This window comes from Nocardia sp. NPDC004711 (assembly GCF_053601595.1).
Genome location: NZ_JBSGCB010000018.1, coordinates 22,400 through 38,131 on the forward strand (window position 1 = coordinate 22,400; position 15,732 = coordinate 38,131).

At 69.0% G+C, this 15,732-nt stretch carries 14 protein-coding genes; 5 read left to right on the forward strand and 9 right to left on the reverse strand.

Annotation, left to right across the window (positions count from 1 at the left end):
• Window positions 1–61 precede the first annotated feature (61 nt).
• Entirely contained in the window at window positions 62–835 is a 774-nt protein-coding gene (locus ACWEKS_RS19610; RefSeq protein WP_452341404.1) for a CPBP family intramembrane glutamic endopeptidase, read from the forward strand.
• Between the two features lie 101 nt (window positions 836–936).
• On the forward strand, window positions 937–2,181 hold the full coding sequence (locus tag ACWEKS_RS19615; protein WP_452341405.1) for a cytochrome P450 family protein: 1,245 nt from the start codon (window positions 937–939) through the stop codon (window positions 2,179–2,181).
• Between the two features lie 234 nt (window positions 2,182–2,415).
• Here the strand turns inward: ACWEKS_RS19615 and ACWEKS_RS19620 are convergent, their stop codons facing one another.
• Window positions 2,416–3,573, reverse strand: a complete 1,158-nt coding sequence (locus ACWEKS_RS19620; protein WP_452341406.1) for an alpha/beta hydrolase fold domain-containing protein — start codon at window positions 3,571–3,573, stop codon at window positions 2,416–2,418.
• A 99-nt stretch (window positions 3,574–3,672) separates the two neighbouring features.
• On the opposite strand from ACWEKS_RS19620, the gene ACWEKS_RS19625 reads away from it, so the two are divergent.
• The 3 genes from ACWEKS_RS19625 to ACWEKS_RS19635 are packed head-to-tail and all read left to right on the forward strand — an operon-like array spanning window position 3,673 to window position 5,608.
• Complete coding sequence (locus tag ACWEKS_RS19625; RefSeq protein ID WP_452341407.1) at window positions 3,673–4,257, forward strand: dihydrofolate reductase family protein; 585 nt, start codon at window positions 3,673–3,675, stop codon at window positions 4,255–4,257.
• Window positions 4,254–4,799: a dihydrofolate reductase family protein gene (locus ACWEKS_RS19630; RefSeq protein WP_452341408.1), complete on the forward strand. Its 546-nt coding sequence runs from the start codon at window positions 4,254–4,256 to the stop codon at window positions 4,797–4,799. The genes ACWEKS_RS19625 and ACWEKS_RS19630 overlap by 4 nt, the downstream gene beginning before the upstream one ends.
• Complete coding sequence (locus ACWEKS_RS19635; protein ID WP_452341409.1) at window positions 4,799–5,608, forward strand: alpha/beta fold hydrolase; 810 nt, start codon at window positions 4,799–4,801, stop codon at window positions 5,606–5,608. The genes ACWEKS_RS19630 and ACWEKS_RS19635 overlap by 1 nt, the downstream gene beginning before the upstream one ends.
• On the opposite strand, the gene ACWEKS_RS19640 is transcribed toward ACWEKS_RS19635, so the two are convergent.
• The 8 genes from ACWEKS_RS19640 to ACWEKS_RS19675 all read right to left on the reverse strand — a co-directional run bounded on the left by ACWEKS_RS19640 (window position 5,554) and on the right by ACWEKS_RS19675 (window position 15,235).
• Window positions 5,554–7,692, reverse strand: a complete 2,139-nt coding sequence (locus ACWEKS_RS19640) for an MMPL family transporter (RefSeq protein WP_452341539.1) — start codon at window positions 7,690–7,692, stop codon at window positions 5,554–5,556. The genes ACWEKS_RS19635 and ACWEKS_RS19640 overlap by 55 nt on opposite strands.
• Before the next feature lie 122 nt (window positions 7,693–7,814).
• The gene (locus tag ACWEKS_RS19645) at window positions 7,815–9,020 is read right to left on the reverse strand and encodes a peptide synthetase (RefSeq protein ID WP_452341410.1); all 1,206 of its coding nucleotides are present in this window, start codon (window positions 9,018–9,020) and stop codon (window positions 7,815–7,817) included.
• Window positions 9,021–9,034: 14 nt separating this feature from the next.
• Window positions 9,035–10,075, reverse strand: a complete 1,041-nt coding sequence (locus tag ACWEKS_RS19650; RefSeq protein WP_452341411.1) for an NAD-dependent epimerase/dehydratase family protein — start codon at window positions 10,073–10,075, stop codon at window positions 9,035–9,037.
• Complete coding sequence (locus ACWEKS_RS19655) at window positions 10,072–10,341, reverse strand: hypothetical protein (RefSeq protein WP_364622935.1); 270 nt, start codon at window positions 10,339–10,341, stop codon at window positions 10,072–10,074. The genes ACWEKS_RS19650 and ACWEKS_RS19655 overlap by 4 nt, the downstream gene beginning before the upstream one ends.
• The gene (locus ACWEKS_RS19660) at window positions 10,338–12,158 is read right to left on the reverse strand and encodes a fatty acid CoA ligase family protein (RefSeq protein ID WP_452341412.1); all 1,821 of its coding nucleotides are present in this window, start codon (window positions 12,156–12,158) and stop codon (window positions 10,338–10,340) included. Before ACWEKS_RS19660 ends, ACWEKS_RS19655 begins: the two co-directional genes overlap by 4 nt.
• Window positions 12,155–13,066 carry a hypothetical protein gene (locus tag ACWEKS_RS19665; RefSeq protein ID WP_452341413.1) on the reverse strand — a complete coding sequence of 304 codons (912 nt, stop codon included), beginning with the start codon at window positions 13,064–13,066 and terminating at the stop codon, window positions 12,155–12,157. Before ACWEKS_RS19665 ends, ACWEKS_RS19660 begins: the two co-directional genes overlap by 4 nt.
• Window positions 13,067–13,075: 9 nt before the next feature.
• Complete coding sequence (locus ACWEKS_RS19670; protein ID WP_452341414.1) at window positions 13,076–14,128, reverse strand: 3-oxoacyl-ACP synthase III family protein; 1,053 nt, start codon at window positions 14,126–14,128, stop codon at window positions 13,076–13,078.
• Window positions 14,129–14,545: 417 nt separating this feature from the next.
• Entirely contained in the window at window positions 14,546–15,235 is a 690-nt protein-coding gene (locus ACWEKS_RS19675) for a TetR/AcrR family transcriptional regulator (RefSeq protein ID WP_379397497.1), read from the reverse strand.
• Window positions 15,236–15,732 lie beyond the last annotated feature (497 nt).

Sequence of the window (15,732 nt, forward strand, 5' to 3'; positions counted from 1 at the left end):
CGGTGCGGGAATCACTCTCGGGTGTGAGGACCGTCGAGAATCGCGGTGCGACCATCGCGGGGTGATCTCGAATGAGGTGCGGCGGTCGGGAAGTATCGGCGTGATGGTCGGCGCCTACGTGGTGCTGGCGTTTCTGGCGTCCGGAGTTCTGCTTGCGGTGCAGGCGAATTCGGGGATCGACCGGGCGGCGCTGACGTTGGCGCAATTCGGGCCCGCGGTGGCGGTGGGGATCGTGGCCCTGGTGTGGCGGCAGCGCCTGGCCGCCCTGCTGCCCGTGCGGGTGTCGTGGGACGTGGTGCGCGGACATGGTGTGGCGGTGGTGGTTTCGTGTGCGGCCGTCGGCCTGTTGACCGCCGCGATGGCCTCCGACTCGATGAAGCTGCACGGTCCGGTGGCGGTGGGTGGGGTGCCCTTCGCGGTGTTCGTGCTGCTCCAGCTGGTGGGGGCGGCGGGGGAGGAGGCGGGCTGGCGCGGATTCCTGCAGCCGGTGCTGGAGTCGCGGTATGCCCGGCCGGTGGCGATCGGGATCACCGGGGTGGTCTGGGCGGTGTGGCATGTGCAGGCATTCGCGGCGGGACCGGCGGTGGCGGCGGCGTTTCTGGCGGCGGTGCTCGGATTCGCCTGTGTGCTGGGGTTTCTCGCGGTCGGCAGTTACCCGCAGCGGGTGCTGATCGGCGCCGTCGGGCACTGGCTGATCAATGTGGCGCTGTACTTGGTGATGGGTGACGACACGCTGGGCCTGCCGCAGCTGTACTACTACGCCGCAGCGGCGCTGATCGTCGGTGCGGCCGTGTGGATTTCGCGCCGGGGATCGGGCGTCCGCGCGGCCGGATGATCGGCAGGCGCGGCCGAGATTTGTGCACTCCGAGTGTATGCAGCGGCTGGGGTGGCCGATGGCGGGACCCGTCGACCCGGCCGCTGTTAGAGTGCCCGATCATGGTGCGCGAAACAGATGTCCCGGCAGGCGAATTGGCGATCGAGCCGTTCGTGCTGACCGATGACTTCTATCAGCACCCGCACGCCGCATACGACCTGCTGCGTACGCGCGGGCCCGCGCATTTCGTGCGTTTCCCGGACGGCGGCACCGGCTGGCTGATCACCGGCTACGAGGCGGCCAAGACGGCCTTCCTGGACCCTGCCATCAGCAAGGCTCTCAAATCCGAGGGTGCGCGCACAGCCCTGGCGGGTGATGGCGCGGGCGCCCAGGCGGCCGGCGCCATGTTCGGCGACATGATGCTCTTCTACGACCCGCCGCAGCACACCCGCCTGCGCGCCCTGGTGAACCGGGCCTTCAGCGGCCGTGCCGTGCGCGAATTGGCCTCACGCATCACCGAATTGGCCGACGCCCTGCTCGCCGACCTGGCCGTCGACGCCGCTGTCGATCAGGATCTGCTGGACCGCTACGCATTCCCGCTGCCCATGCTGGTCATCTGCGAACTGCTCGGTGTGCCCCAGGCGGATCGCGACGACTTCCGCGCCTGGTCCACCACCCTGGTCTCCAATGACGAGACCGTCGAGGCCCGTGGGGCCGCGGTGCAGCGGTTCCTCGCCTACATCGACCAGCTCATCAACGCCAAGCGCGACGAGCCCTCCGATGACCTGCTCTCCGAACTCATCTCGGCCAGCGAGGACGGCGACCGGCTCTCGCACCGCGAGCTGATCAGCATGGTGTTCCTGCTGCTGGTCGCGGGTTTCGAGACCACCGTGAACCTCATCTCGAACGCGGTCGCGATCCTGCTGACGGACAAGGACGTCCGGACCGCACTGGCCGACACCCCGGATCGGGTACCGGATTTCGTGGAGGAGGTGCTGCGCTACGAGTCACCGGCGAGCGAGGCCACCTTCCGCTACACCACCGTCCCGGTCACCCTGGGCGGCGTCGAAATCCCGGCCGGCCAGCGCCTTCTGGTGTCCATGGCCGCCGCCGACCGCGATCCGGCCCGCTTCGCCGATCCGCACCGCGTGGACCTGGACCGCACCGACAAGAACCATCTCGCCTTCGGCCACGGCGTCCATCGCTGTGTCGGCGCGCCCCTGGCGCGCATGGAGGGCGGGATCGCGCTGAGCCGTTTGCTCGCGGCCTACCCGGATCTGGAATTGGCCGCCGGCGCGGAACTGGTGTGGCGCAAATCCCTGATCGTGCGGGGTCTCACCGCCCTGCCGGTGCGGCTTCGCCCCTGAACCGGGCGTCGTCCCGTCGAGATGTGCGCACGACGAAGGGGGTTGTGCGCCCATCTCCGCGGGGCCGACACGCGCCGGCCGTATCGGTTTCCGCCGGTGGCGGGTCCGGCCCGGTTCACGGGTGCGCCGCGTTCAACGAGGAGCGTGGCGGCCCGGTCAGCGCAGCTGTGTGTCACGTGCGGTATCCGTGGCATGCAGTTGCGTCACCGGAGTACCGGTGCGCGACAGGAACATTCAGGGCGCGACCGGGGCCGGCTTCTGGAGGAAGTCGCCGACCTGCCCGATGGCCTCGGCCGCTTCCGGATGGAACGACCAATAGATCTGGAAGGCGTGCCCGTCGACCGGGTAGCTGTCGTGCCGGACCGCGACATCGGCCGCTCTCAGCCGCTCGACGAGCGCAGTGGTATTGCGCCCGAGGCCGTCGAACTCACCGGATTGCACCAGGGCCGGCGGTAGGCCGGTGAGATCGGCGCACATGGGGTTGGCCTCCGGATCGCTCACCGGGCGGCCCGCCAGGTAGGCGGTCTGGAAGCGCAAGTGCTGTTCGACATCGGCGGGCGGGTCGTCGGCGGGCGCGTAGAAGTCGACGGCGGGGCACAGCAGCACGGTCGCGCGCGGCATGGGCAGTCCGCACTCGCGGGCGTGCAGCAGCGCCGACAGGATCAGCATGGCCCCGGTCGAATCACCTACCAGCGCAATGCTTTCCGGTGGATTACCGCACTCCAGCAGCCAGCGGTAGACGGTGCACACATCGTCGCGGGCGGCTGGGAAGGGGTGCTCGGGGGCGAGCCGGTATTCGGGTACGAGTACCCGGGTGCGCCCGGCGTCGGCGACCGCGCCCGCCATGCCGCGATACCCGTAGGCCGAGCCCATCATGAAGCCGCCGCCGTGTGCGTAGACGGCGACGGTCTCGGAGTCCTCGGGGCGCGCGAGCTGGATGCCGGGCACCCCGCCGGCGTTCACCGGCTCCAGCAGCACGCCCTCCGGGATGGGGAACTGGGCGTGCATGACTTCGAAGGCCGACCGCATGGGCGCCAGATCGCCGTTGAAGGTCTCCTCCACCGGACTCCACAGCCGGTCCATGCGGGCCGAGAGCTCGCCGCCCGCCGCACGGGCCGCCGTCAGGGCGCTGTCCAGGCCGGCGAGCACGTCACGGGTTCGATCCAGCAGCGCCGTGCCCGCGGGAGTGAGGCCCACGCTGCGGGTATTGCGATGGAAGAGGTCACAGCCCACCAGCTTTTCCAGTGACCGGATGGTCCGGCTGAGCGCGGGCTGGGTGACGTAGAGCCGCTGCGCCGCGCGGCCGAAGTTCAATTCCTCGGCGACCGCGACGAAGGCGCGCAGGTGCCGGAGTTCCACGCCCTCGGGGGTCCGAGGCAGCGGCTCGACCATGCGCTCGAGTATGCCCGCCCCGCATTCATTCCGCTGCGGCATCGCTGTCTTGCGAACCCGGCAATTCCTTGGGCTTTCCGAAACTGCGACCGTGGACGCATGGGAAAAATTGTTGCAGGGCAGTACCTTTCACTGGACGGCGTGACCGAGAGCGGCTGGACCGGTCTCGCCCCGTCGATCTCACCGACCGATCCGCACACCGGGCCGTATTTCAACGACGCCGAGGTGCAGCAGGCCGTGGGCGCCATCATGGCGGGCAATGACGCCATGCTCCTGGGCCGCACCACCTACGAGGGCCTGAAACCCTTCTTCACCAGTCAGTCCGGCCCGTACTTCGACGCCGTCAACGCCATGTCCAAGTACGTGGTGTCCACGACGCTGGAGTCCACCGACTGGGCCAACACCACCATCCTGCGCGACAACCTGGCCAAGGAGATCGGCGCGCTCAAGGACCGGCATCAGCACATCGGCATCGGCGGCAGCGGCACCCTGGTGCGCTACCTGATCGCCGAGAACCTCCTCGATGAGCTGCACCTGCTGGTGTTTCCGCTGATCCTGGGCGGTCCGGGCGCGCGATTCTTCACCCCGGACCAGATGCCGGCCACCTTCACGCTCACCGACTGCCGTCCCCTGGACTGCGGTGTGGTGAACCTGGTCTACACCCGGCAGGAGGCCGCGGCATGAGCCGCCGCGTCACCGCCAACGTCTACCTGTCCCTCGACGGCGTGGTGGAAGCTCCGGAGAATTGGCACTTTCCGTACCACGACGACGCGACCCAGGAAGCGGTGATGGCAGGCCTGCGCGCCGCCGACACCCTGCTGCTGGGCCGCAAGACCTACGACATCTTCGCCGCCGCCTGGCCGGACCGGGAAGGCGAGATGGCCGACTGGTTCAACCTGACGCCGAGACTCGTGGTGTCATCGACGCTTCGGGATCCGGAGTGGAAGTACACCACCGTGCTCGCCCCCGACCGGCTCGTCGAGGAGCTCACCGAACTCAAGGAACAGCCGGGCCTCGCAATCGCCGTGCACGGCAGCATCACCCTGGTGCGGACGCTGCTCGAGCACGGGCTGCTGGACGACCTCGTCGTCATGCTGCACCCCATCGTCGTGGGCTCGGGCGCACGGATGTTCCCCGGCAACGGCCCCCGGCTCCCGTTACGACTCACCGCCGCGACCACTTTCGGCAGCGGCATCCAGGCCCTCACCTACACCAAGGACTGCTGATGGAACCCACCACAGGCTTCGTGGACTCCAAGGACGGCACCCGCATCGCCTACACCCGATACGGTTCGGGCCCGGCGGTCGTGCTCATCGACGGTGCGCTCGCCGCCCAGGAGTTCGGCCCCAACAAGTCACTCGCCGAGGCGCTTTCGAGCCGCTACACGGTCTACACCTACGACCGGCGCGGCCGGGGCGAGAGCGGCGACAACCGGCCGGTCGACATCGAGCGCGAATTCGAGGATCTCGACGCGGTCATCGACCTGGCCGGGGGCCCGGTGATGCTGTATGCCATCTCGTCGGGCGGCGGCCTGGTCCTGGACTACCTGCGCAGCGGCCGCACGGTGCGCAAGGTCGCGCTGTACGAGGTGCCGTTCGTGGTCGACGACAACACCCGCCCGCCGGCCCCGGCCGACTACGTCGAGCACCTGACTTCCCTGCTGGCCCAGGGCAAGAACGGTGCTGCGGTCAAGTACTTCATGCGAGCGGGAGTGTGTCTGCCCGCCCTCATGGTGGCCGCGTTCCCGCTCTTCCCGGGCTGGAGTCACCTCAAGACGGTGGCTCCGACCATGGCCTACGACATCCAGTACGTCCAAGCGTTCCAACGGGGCCGCAAGCTTCCGGCCGATCGCTGGGCCGGGCTCGACCTGCCGGTCACCGTGATCGCGGGCAGCAAGAGCCCCGCCTGGATGCGCAATGCCAATGCCGCCCTGGCCCAGGCGATTCCGGGTGCCTCGCACCGGGTTCTGCCCGGCCAGACTCACCTGGTCAAGGCGCCCGTGCTGGCACCCGCGCTGATCGACTTCTTCGGCTGAACCTTTCTCCGATTGCCCGGGGCCCACCAGTTGGCGGGCCCCATCAGCTTGACCAGGGCCGGAACCAGCAGCATGCGCACCAGGGTGGCGTCGATGACCAGCGCGATCACCATGCCCAGACCGAGGAAACGCATGGGCGTGAGCGGGGAGAGCGTGAACGCCCCGGTGATGAGTACGAGCAGCGTTGCGGCGGCGGTGATCACGCGGGCCGTCTGCACGGTACCGATGCGGACCGATTCCTCGGTGTCGGCACCGGCGTTGTGGGCCTCCACCATTCGCGAGAGCAGGAACACCTCGTAGTCGGTGGACAGCCCGAAGACCACGGCGATGATGAGCACCATCATGCCCGCCGACAGTGGCCCGACGCTGATGTGCAGTGCACCGGCCAGGTGGCCCTGATCGAAGATCCAGGTCAGCACCCCGAAGGTGGCCGTCAGGCTCAGGAACGCCATGAGCACGGCCTTGAGCGGCAACACGATCGAGCGGAAGGCCAGTGCCAGCATGAGCAGGGTCACCGCCACCATGACCACGATCATGAGCGGCAACCGGTCCAGGACGGCGGCGATGCTGTCGACGGTGCTGGCGCTCTCGCCGCCGACCCGGAGGTCGAGTCCGTCCAGGCGCAGGTCACGCAGGTCGCGCACGACGTCCTGGGCCCGCGGCGAGCGGTCCGGAGCGGCCAGCGCCGCGTGGATGACGGTTATGTTGTCGCGGGTGTCCAGCGCCGTCGCCTGGCGCACGCCCCGGACGCCGCCGATCTCTCGCAGGGCGGTGCTGATGGCGGTCGGAGTCGGTGCGCTGCCGTCGGTTTCGCGCAGCAAAATGGTCGCGCCACTGTTGGCGGCCGGGAAGTGCGCGCTCAATTCCTCCACGGCGGTGCGGGTTTCATTACCGGCGGGCAGTGCGGTGTGGTCGACATCGCCGAGCCGGACGCCGGACAGCGGTGCGGCGAGGACCAGCAGGATCGCACCGACCACGATGGCGACCGTGCCCGGCCGGCGCATGACGGCGGTGACGACCCGTCCCCAGAATCGTTGCGCCCGTTCCTCCGAGCGCTCGAAGGCGTCCGCGCGCCAGCTCCACTTACCGATGCGCGAGCCCAGCAGGGTGAGGATCGCGGGCAGCGCGGTCACCGACAGCAGCGCGGCCAGCCCGACCGCGGCGATGGCCCCGACGCCGAGTGAGCGCAGCACGGCCAGCGGGAACACGAAGGTGCCCGCGAACGCGCACATGAGCAGCAGCGCCGAGAACAGCACGGTGCGCCCGGCGGTCCGCAGGGTGCGGGTCACCGCCTCCTCGGTCGTGCGTCCCCGCCCCAGCTCCTCGCGGAACCGTCCGACGATGAAAAGCCCGTAGTCGATGGCCAATCCGAGCCCCAGCAGCGACACCACATTCATGGCGAACACGCTGACCTCGGTCATTCGCGCGATGATCCCGACCGCGCCCAGCGCCCCCACCACCGCCAGCGTGCCGATGAGCACCGGCAGCGCGGCGGCCACCACCCCGCCGAATACCAGCACCAGCACGATCGCGGTCAGCGGGATCGAAATCGATTCGGCCAGCACCAGATCGTGCCGCGACTGATCGCTGATGGTGTCGGCGAGCGCGCTGTATCCGGTCAGCTTGGTATCGACTCCCGGAATACGCAGTGCGGCCGCGATTTTCGGATACTCCGCGACCCGCTGATTGTCGTTCCCCGCCGAGAACACGACCGCCACCGCCTGTCGTCCATCGGACGACCGGAGGTACTGCGATCGCGGACTGCTCCAATAACTTTCGACCGGCCGATCCAACAGCGCCGGATCGATCTTGCCGATCGCCGCGGTCACTCTCGGCCCGATATCGGCCAGCGACTGCCCCTCGGGCGCGGTGTAGATGGCGATGACATCCGGGTTCTGCGGCCCCAGGCGTTCGGTCACCCAGGCATCCACCGACGCGGATTCACCATCGGGCACGACGAATCCCGCCGAACTCACCCGCTGCTGCAGCCCGGCCGCGAACAGCCCGCAGGCCAGTGCGAACAGCACCGCGATCACCAGCACGGTCTTGGGCCGGGCCACCACGACCCGCGCCCAGGCGGCCATGAGGCCATCTGATTCCGCGGTCTCGGCGACCTCGGCGGAACTGTCGACGACGGTCATGGGGCACTCCGATCCTTGTGTGCGAGTGGCCTATTGCCGCGGCCGGGCTCGGGTCGAGGAGAGGGTCAGGCGGTCGCGTCCGAATTCGTGGGCGTCAGTTCGCTTTCCAGCGTCCGGACGATGCGGTCCAGCAGGGCGTCCAGGCGTTCCGGAATGCCGTGTCCGTTGCGGACGGAGACGGTCAGCTCGGTGCGTCCGCCGCATTCGGTCATGCCCACGAGCAGCGGCATGGCGACGCTGTGCTGCGGCATGACCTTGATGGCGGTGGGGGCGAAGCCGGGGACCGCGAGTGCGTCGAGGTCGTAGCGGCCCATGTGGGAGACGGTGGCGGAGGCGAGGTTCCGGCCGGTACGCGAGCCGAGCAGGTTCAGCGCGCGCAGCAGCCCGCGCCCCGCCGCCTGCGGCAGGTATTTCAGCCCGCCGTTGTCCATCTGGTTGAGCTCGCGGTTCTCCTTCAGGCCCGCGCGCTTGATCTCGTTGAGCTGCTTCCAGTCCATGCCCGGCCGCACGTCCAGGAACAGCGGCAGCGCGAGATTCGCGGTGGACCGCAGTTCCGGGTCGTGGCGGCGGATGTCGACCGGGATCATGATGCGCGAGATCGGCCCGCCCTCCTCGGCGAGCAGCGCCGCCACCCGCATGAGCGCGCCCGGTCCGGTCGCGTGAATGGTGCGGGTGCGCAACAGGTGCCGGTGTTCGCCCGGGTCCTGCCGCCCGTGCCCGACCGCCGAGCGGAAGCGCGGCAGCATGAGCGTGGGCCGCCCGGGCGCGCCGACCTTGCGCACCAGTTCGGCGTCGGCGATCGGATCGGGCGCACCGACGGGTTCCTCACCGCGCAGCACCCGCAGCACATCGGTGGCCCACATGACCATGCCCATGCCGTCCATGACGCCGTGGAAGACCCGGAACACCAGGGTGGTCGGCCCCTGCTCGCCCTCGGGTAGGTCGGCAGTGAGCAGCAGCACCTCCACGGTGGCGTCCGGGGTCGGCCCGATCGGGCTGGTGAGCACCGGATCCGCCTCCAGCGCCGGATATTGCAGCGCGTGGTCCACCACCCGCACGCTCGGCGCGACCCCGCTGTCCACCCACTGCTTGCCGTCGCGCACCAGCCGCGCACCCGGATTGGCGTCGGCGGCGATGGCGACCGCACGCCGCAGCGCCTCCGGATCGATGCTGCCCTGGCCCTCCACCACCAGCTGCATCAGGAACGGCGGCGCCAGATCCCGCATGGGGAAGTAGATGAGCTCGGTGGGGGAGATGGGACGGCGGAACATGTGTGTACCCCTGCCTAGATCTTCTCGGTCAATGCCACGATGCCGCCCTGGGTTTCGAGCCAGGCCAGGAACCCGGTCAGCCCGGTCTCGCGGTCCACGATCGGCTGGTAGCCGAAATCCCGGGTGGCGGCCGAGGTGTCGTAGGTGGCGGTGCGGGTCATCAGCGCCACCACGTACCGCGTCAGCGGCGGCGACCACCGGGTGGCGACGAACGGCAGGCGCCAGACGGTTTCGATGGCGGCCACCGCGGCGGTGAGCACCCGCGGATTCGGCTGCCGGGTCGGCTTCGGATAGCCGAGGCCGGTGGCCACCTCGCCGAGGAAGCCCCACACGTCGGTCTGCTCGGCGTCGGCGATGAAATACGCCTTGCCGCCGACCTGCTCGGAGCGGGCCGCCAGGACGGCCGCCTCCGCGATGTTCTCCACATGGCACAGCGAGGCCATCACCTGCTTGCCGTAGGACAGGTCCGGCAGCGTGCCCGCGGCCGCCCGCCCGAGCAGCCGCACGATCGGCCCGGACCGGTCGCCGGCGCCCCAGATGGCGCGGGGCCGCAGCGCGCAGGCCGTGAATTCGGCGGTGTTGGAGGCCAGTACGGCGCGTTCGGCCGCGGCCTTGGTCTCCGAGTACACGTTCAGGTAGCGGCTCGGGTACGGCACCGATTCGTCGATGTCCACCTGATCGCCGCCGTCGCGGTCCATGAGCGCGCTGGGGCTGGAGATGAACACGAACCGCGAGGCCCCGTTGCGCTTGGCGGCGCGCAGCAGATTCTCGGTGGCCGTGACGTTCTCGGCCACGAACTGCGCCCGGGTGCCCCGGTCGTCGACCCGCGCCGCGCTGTGGAACACCACATCCACGCCCTTGGTGGCGCGTTCGAGCGACACCTGATCGGTGAGATCGCCGGTGACGATCTCGATCTCGTCGATGACCTCGTACAGGTCACGCAGATTGCTGGTGGGCCGGGCCAGGATGGCCACCTCGAAGCCGCCGTCCCGGAGCAGGCGGCGCACGATCGCCCCGCCCAGGAACCCGGATGCCCCCGTTACCAGTGCTTTCATGCGGCCTCCTGGGTTTTCCACCACGTGATTCCGAAGATCTGGGTCATGGCCGCCGTCTTGACCGGCGAGTGCTCGGTGCCCGCGGTCGCCTTCAGCGCGGCCGGGATCTGGGCCGCGTGCACCACGATGCTGAGGAAGGCGTCGATCCAGAACACCGCCCGCAGCAGCCGGTTGGCGGGGGCGCGATCGCCCGCCGCCAGCAGCAGCCCCAGGGCCAGGTAGAGCCATCCCAGTACCGGAATCGCCCGCAGCACAGTCACCTTCATCGTCCGTCGTCCTTTCCGAGCTGCTCCGCCGCCCAGACCGCGAGTTGTTCGCGGCCGATCTTGGCATTGTGTCGGATATCGACCGGGAACTTCGGATGGAACAGGAACGTGGAAACCGGTGCGGTGACATCGAATTCGTCGGCCCGCTGCCGCAACTGCGCCGTCAGCGCCGCGGTGTCCGTGCCGGGCGCGGCCTCCACGCAGAGCACGGGCAGCTGCGCGCCGCGGGTGCCCACGCCGACCAGCGCGGTGCGGACCACCCCGGGCAGTATGTTGAAGACCTGCTCCACCTGCACGGAGAACATGGGTCCGGCGGCGGTGTGCACGCGCTGGCTCTTGCGGCCGCAGAACCAGATCCGGCCCTCGCCGTCGATCCAGGCCAGGTCGCCGGTGCGATGCCACACCGTGTCGTCCTCGTGGATCTTGCCCGCCAGGTTCGCCGACTCGGGCCAGTAGTAGCGGGTGCTCACGTTCGGTCCCGACACCACCAGCTCGCCGATGCCGCGGGTGGCGACCAGCTCGGATTCGCGGGCCTCGGCCTGCGCCCAGGTCGGGATGGGATCGTCGGTGATGGCGACCAGCCGGGCCCGCACGCCCTCGGCCGGCCGCCCGACACAGGTGCCGTCGCCCAGGTGCGCGCGCTCCGCCAGACCGCCCAGCAGTTCCCGGGATTCGATGGTGGACATGGGCAGCGCCTCGGTGGAGCCGTACCCGGCGTACACCTCGGCGTCCTCGGCCAGCACCTGCCGCAGCCCGGCGATGCACCAGTCCGGGACGGGGGCGCCGCCGGAATAGATGCTGTGCAGGGTCGGCACCGGCGTCTTGTGCGTCTCCAGGTGCCGCAGGAGCGGAATCAGCACGGCCGGGGAGGCGAACATGGTCTTCACGCCGAACCGGTTGAGGGCGTCGACCACGTGCGCCGGATCGGTGGAGCCGACCTTGCTCGGCACCAGCGGCGGTAGTACGCACCGTGATCCGAGCAGCATGTCGAGAATGCCCACAAGCGGCAGCGTGATCAGCGAGGTGCCCGGTTCCACCCGGCCGCGCGCGGCGTGTACCTGCTCGACCATGGCGCTGAGATTGCCGTGCGTCATCTCCACGGCCTTGGCGGGTCCGGTGCTGCCGGTGGTGTAGGCGATGAGCAGCACCTCGTCCGCCGGCGCCGGCACCCGCTCGCGCAGGGTGAAGGCGTCGAACGGGGCCCGGTGCTCGCCGGCGGTCCGCCGCTCGGCGCGGGCGGCCAGCAGTTCCTCCAGTCGCGCCGCGACTTTCGCGCCGACCGGACCGGCCGCGCCGTCGGCGCGGAACCGGTTGCCGAGCCGGCCCGCGGTCGCCGGCGCGCCCCAGCTGCGCAGGGTCGGTCCGCTCCAGAACCAGCGCGGGCCGACGGTGAGAGTCACCCGCACGTTCCGGAAGTACTTGCCGAACAGCACTCGTGCCGCGTGCGCCTGCGGGATGCCGATGAATGCCTCGGCATTCGCGGCGCGCAGGCAGTTGAGCATCTTGCGCAGGCCCATGCCCGGATCGATGACCACCGGGATGGCGCCGATCTTCAACAGCCCCAGCATGATCGCGTACAGCTCCGGGCTGGGCAGCACCAGCACGATGGTGCGGGTGCCGCGGCCCACGCCCGCCGCGGCCAGGTGCAGGCCGATGGTGTCGGACCACTCGTCGAGCTCACGGTAGGTGAGATGGCGGTAGTCCGGGAGGCCGGAGGCGGTCTTCCCCGCCGGGTAGATCACCGCCTCACGGTCCGGATCGGCGGCCACCACCGCTCGGAAGCGGTCGATGGCCTGCCAATAGGTCGCGGTGGTCACGCCGCGGCTCCGGCGAGGGCCGGGAGCCGGTAGACGACCGCGGCGGCCGAGGGGCCCGCACCGGCCGCCACGAACAGCACATCGCGGTAGCCGGCCAGCGAATCCGCCTGGGCGGCCGCGTGATACGCCAGGGTGAGCGCGGCGGTGTGCGGGTCACCGTCGGTCAGGTCCGGGGTGAACACCGCGTCCGCGGCGATGCCGAGTTCGGCGGCCAGCCGGGCCGGGAAGTCGGCGCTCGGGGTGGCGGCGATGAGGGCCGTGGTGGTCTTGTCGATCGCACTGTCCGACAGCGCGGCGCGCGCGGCCTCGGCGGCGGTGGCCAGCAGCCGGTCCAGGTAGTCGGGTTCGCGCTCGACCGTCATGATGCCGCGGCCGCGATCGCCCATGGTCTCGGTGTCCACGTAGGACTCCAGGCCCGGAGCGCCCGCGGCGGCGCGGGTGTGCACCCGGCCGAAGCCCTCGGGTTCGCCGGTCTGCTCCAGCAGCAGCGCCGCACCCGCGGTGGCGTAGGGGAATTCGTCGTCGGCGGCGGAGCGCGTCAGCGACGGGTGGGTGTCGCCCGACACCACCAGCACGTGCTCGGCGCTACCGGTGGCCAGCACCGCCTGCGCCACCTGCACGGCATTGAGCACGCCGGTGCCGGCGTTCATCAGGTCGAAGGAGAACGACCGCGGGTCCTCCTTCACGTAGTCGAGCCCGATGCCCGCGGCCTTCTGGATCAGGGCCGACACGGCCGGCTCGACGGTATTGCTGTCGCGGAAGATGCCCGCGTTGATCATGACCCCGACCTGCCCGGGCTCGATGCCCGCGCTCTCCATGGCCCGCCGCGCGGCCCGGCCGCTGAGCTCGACAATGCTGAAAGTGTCGGTGTCCCGGCTGATTCCGGTGGACTTGATGCGCACACCCATGGCAGTACCTCAGACCTTCAGCGACGAGATGGTGGTGGACAGGAAGCCGCCGACGACGCCGGAGGCCGCCGGAATCATCAGGATCTTCGACCCGGCCGCCAGGTTCTGCTGGCTGAGCTGATCGTGCAGCACGATGAAATGCGAAGTGCTGGAGGTGTTTCCGTACTTCTCGATGACATTCAGGTCCGGCGGCATGGGGTGGCCGAACTCGCGCTCGGCGATCGCGTTCATGAACGGAATCGCGGCCGCGCCGAACTGGTGGTGGATGATGTAGTCGAAACCCTCGTCGGCGAAGGTGATCCCGTTCGCCTCCATGAAGTTGCGCTGGGTGTCGGTCCACAGCAGGAACCGCGCCTCGTTGTGCATCTTCCGGTTGTCGGTGTAGAGCGCCACGCCATTGGACTTGTCGCTGGGCATGCCCAGGCACAGGTGTGAGAACTCCGAGGCGGTGGTGAGCTCGATGTAGTGGATCTTGTCGTTGTCGTCCACGGCCTCGTCGAGCACCACGGCCGCACCGGAATCGCCGACGGTCAGCGACGCGAATTGCAGATCGTATTTACTGGAAATCTCGTTCACGGCCGTTTCGGCAATAGGCGTAATGGCCTCGCCGCTGACCACGATGCCGCGTTTCACCGCGCCGCTGCGAATCATTCGGTCGAGAATGTAGACGCCACTCATCATGCCCGCGCAGGCATTCGAGAGATCGAAGGCGATGACATCCTCGCGAGCGCCGATGGCGCGGCCGATGGCACCGGCGAAGGACGGCTCCATGTACATCTTGGTGCCCTCCCTACTGCGCGTGATGGAGGTCGAGATGATGATGTCGAGATCGCCTGCGGCATAGGATGACCTGGACAGACAGTCCTCGACAGCCTTCATGGCCAGGGCGAAGGAGTCCTCGAGCGTCTCCGGGCGGGTGTCGCGGAAACGGCGTTCCTTGACGCCCGTGATTCGTTCGAGATCGAACTCCGGGACCTCCTTCAATTGGGAGAGCAGTTCGGTTGTGGTAACACGCTTCTCGGGCAGATAGGCGCCGATGGACTCGAATCGAGATTGCGGCACAGGGGACTCCTGGAACTGGGAGGCTGAAACCTCGTGGAAGAGAGTGAAATGTGTGTTCGTCAAGCTCGGATGAACTGAGGCTACCCGAGGGTAACTAGCTTGGGGAACTGAGGCGTTCCGTGTGGCTGTCTGGGACGAAACGTGAACGCACGCTTAGTGTTACGCGCGGTGCCGCAAAATTTCCGCACCCAGCCTGGCCGCCCGCGACCTGGCTGAAGTGGGGGTTCGCCGAAAGCCGGGCGCTGTGGTCATCGCCTGGCGATCGTCCCTTATGTGTCATCGGTATGGCCCGGGGATGACGAACCGAGCTTCTCGCTGTGAGTGAGTTCACCCGGCCACGTCACACCCGCGCGCTCCGGTGGCCCCGACCCGAAAACTGTCTGAGCGACAGGGGATTTCGCGACGAGGCGTAGCGAATCAGGTCTGTGCGGGCAGACCCAGCACCGCGACCACGAACTCCACGAACAGCGGCGCCAATTCGGGCACCCGATGTGCTCCCTCGGCCACGATGACCCGGCGGGTGCGTTCGCCGATGGCATCCGGAATCAGCGCGAACAGCTCGTCGGCGATGACCGGCAGGCTCGGATCGGTCGCGCGCGCCTGGGCGTAGAAGACCCGGTACAGATCCGCGAACCGATCCACCGACAGGTCCCGCAGCGCCACCGACTCCTGATCCACCTTGAACGCCTCGACGAGCATCAGCCGCGCGAAATCCGGTTCGGAGGCCACGGTTTCGCAGAAGGTGACCACGATCGACTCGATGCGCTCGTACGCGCCGGCGTCGGTGGGCAGCTGGGCCAGCTCGTCGGCGATGCGGGTCGCGATGATGTCGGAGGCGGTGCGCACCGCCTCGATGAAGCAGTGCTCCTTATTGCTGAAGTGCTCGTAGAAGGTGCTGCGCGAGACCCGGGCGCGCGCCACGATATCGGTGAGTGTGGTGGCGTGGTAGCCCCTGGCCTCGACGCATTCCACCATGGCCTCGAGTAGCCGGCCGCGCTGCGAGGTGAGGACGGCGTCCCGGGCGGCACGGTGCCGTTCGTCGAAGTTGGTGCGCTGCAACGTCCCCTGTGGTGCGCGAGCCGTCATGTGGACCTGCCTGTCGCGCATCCATTCCCTCTCTCACTGAACCGCGTTCGCTTCAGATGGTCATTATCGGTGGGCGCCCGGATCGGGGGTGTCCCGGGATTGCGGTCGGGTGACCTCAGTCGCCTCCGGGTACCTCGGGCGCTACGGCCGCGGCAGCCGCAATGCCGGGAAGGTGAAGGCGCGCAGATCCGGAATCCGTTGCAGCAGTTGGTAATCCATCCACGCTCGATCAGCCGCCGGGTGCGCTCGGCAGCGTCGTCCCGCTATACCCCTTGATCTCCACGCACTCGCCGATCCCCTCCAGTAGCCGGCCGCGCTGCGAGATCGGCAGCGCTTCCCGATTCGCCCGATGTCGATCGGAGTGCCCGTTCCGGTGCGACAAAAGGCCATTCCTCGTGTCGCTGGGCCGCATATGCACATCGTTGCATTGGCGGATCGGCCGTCGCCGTCCGTGTGGATCTCTGCCCAGGTCCGGGGTCGCTGTCGGGTGCCGCGGTCCGTACGCTGGCTGGACCGGA

Coding starts and splice junctions, on each gene's coding strand:
- ACWEKS_RS19635 (WP_452341409.1), top strand. CDS start 4,799: ATGGAACCCACCACAGGCTTCGTGGACTCCAAGGACGGCACCCGCATC.
- ACWEKS_RS19640 (WP_452341539.1), bottom strand. CDS start 7,692: ATGGCCGCCTGGGCGCGGGTCGTGGTGGCCCGGCCCAAGACCGTGCTG.
- ACWEKS_RS19615 (WP_452341405.1), top strand. CDS start 937: ATGGTGCGCGAAACAGATGTCCCGGCAGGCGAATTGGCGATCGAGCCG.
- ACWEKS_RS19655 (WP_364622935.1), bottom strand. CDS start 10,341: ATGAAGGTGACTGTGCTGCGGGCGATTCCGGTACTGGGATGGCTCTAC.
- ACWEKS_RS19650 (WP_452341411.1), bottom strand. CDS start 10,075: ATGAAAGCACTGGTAACGGGGGCATCCGGGTTCCTGGGCGGGGCGATC.
- ACWEKS_RS19625 (WP_452341407.1), top strand. CDS start 3,673: ATGGGAAAAATTGTTGCAGGGCAGTACCTTTCACTGGACGGCGTGACC.
- ACWEKS_RS19620 (WP_452341406.1), bottom strand. CDS start 3,573: ATGGTCGAGCCGCTGCCTCGGACCCCCGAGGGCGTGGAACTCCGGCAC.
- ACWEKS_RS19675 (WP_379397497.1), bottom strand. CDS start 15,235: ATGCGCGACAGGCAGGTCCACATGACGGCTCGCGCACCACAGGGGACG.
- ACWEKS_RS19645 (WP_452341410.1), bottom strand. CDS start 9,020: ATGTTCCGCCGTCCCATCTCCCCCACCGAGCTCATCTACTTCCCCATG.
- ACWEKS_RS19630 (WP_452341408.1), top strand. CDS start 4,254: ATGAGCCGCCGCGTCACCGCCAACGTCTACCTGTCCCTCGACGGCGTG.
- ACWEKS_RS19665 (WP_452341413.1), bottom strand. CDS start 13,066: ATGGGTGTGCGCATCAAGTCCACCGGAATCAGCCGGGACACCGACACT.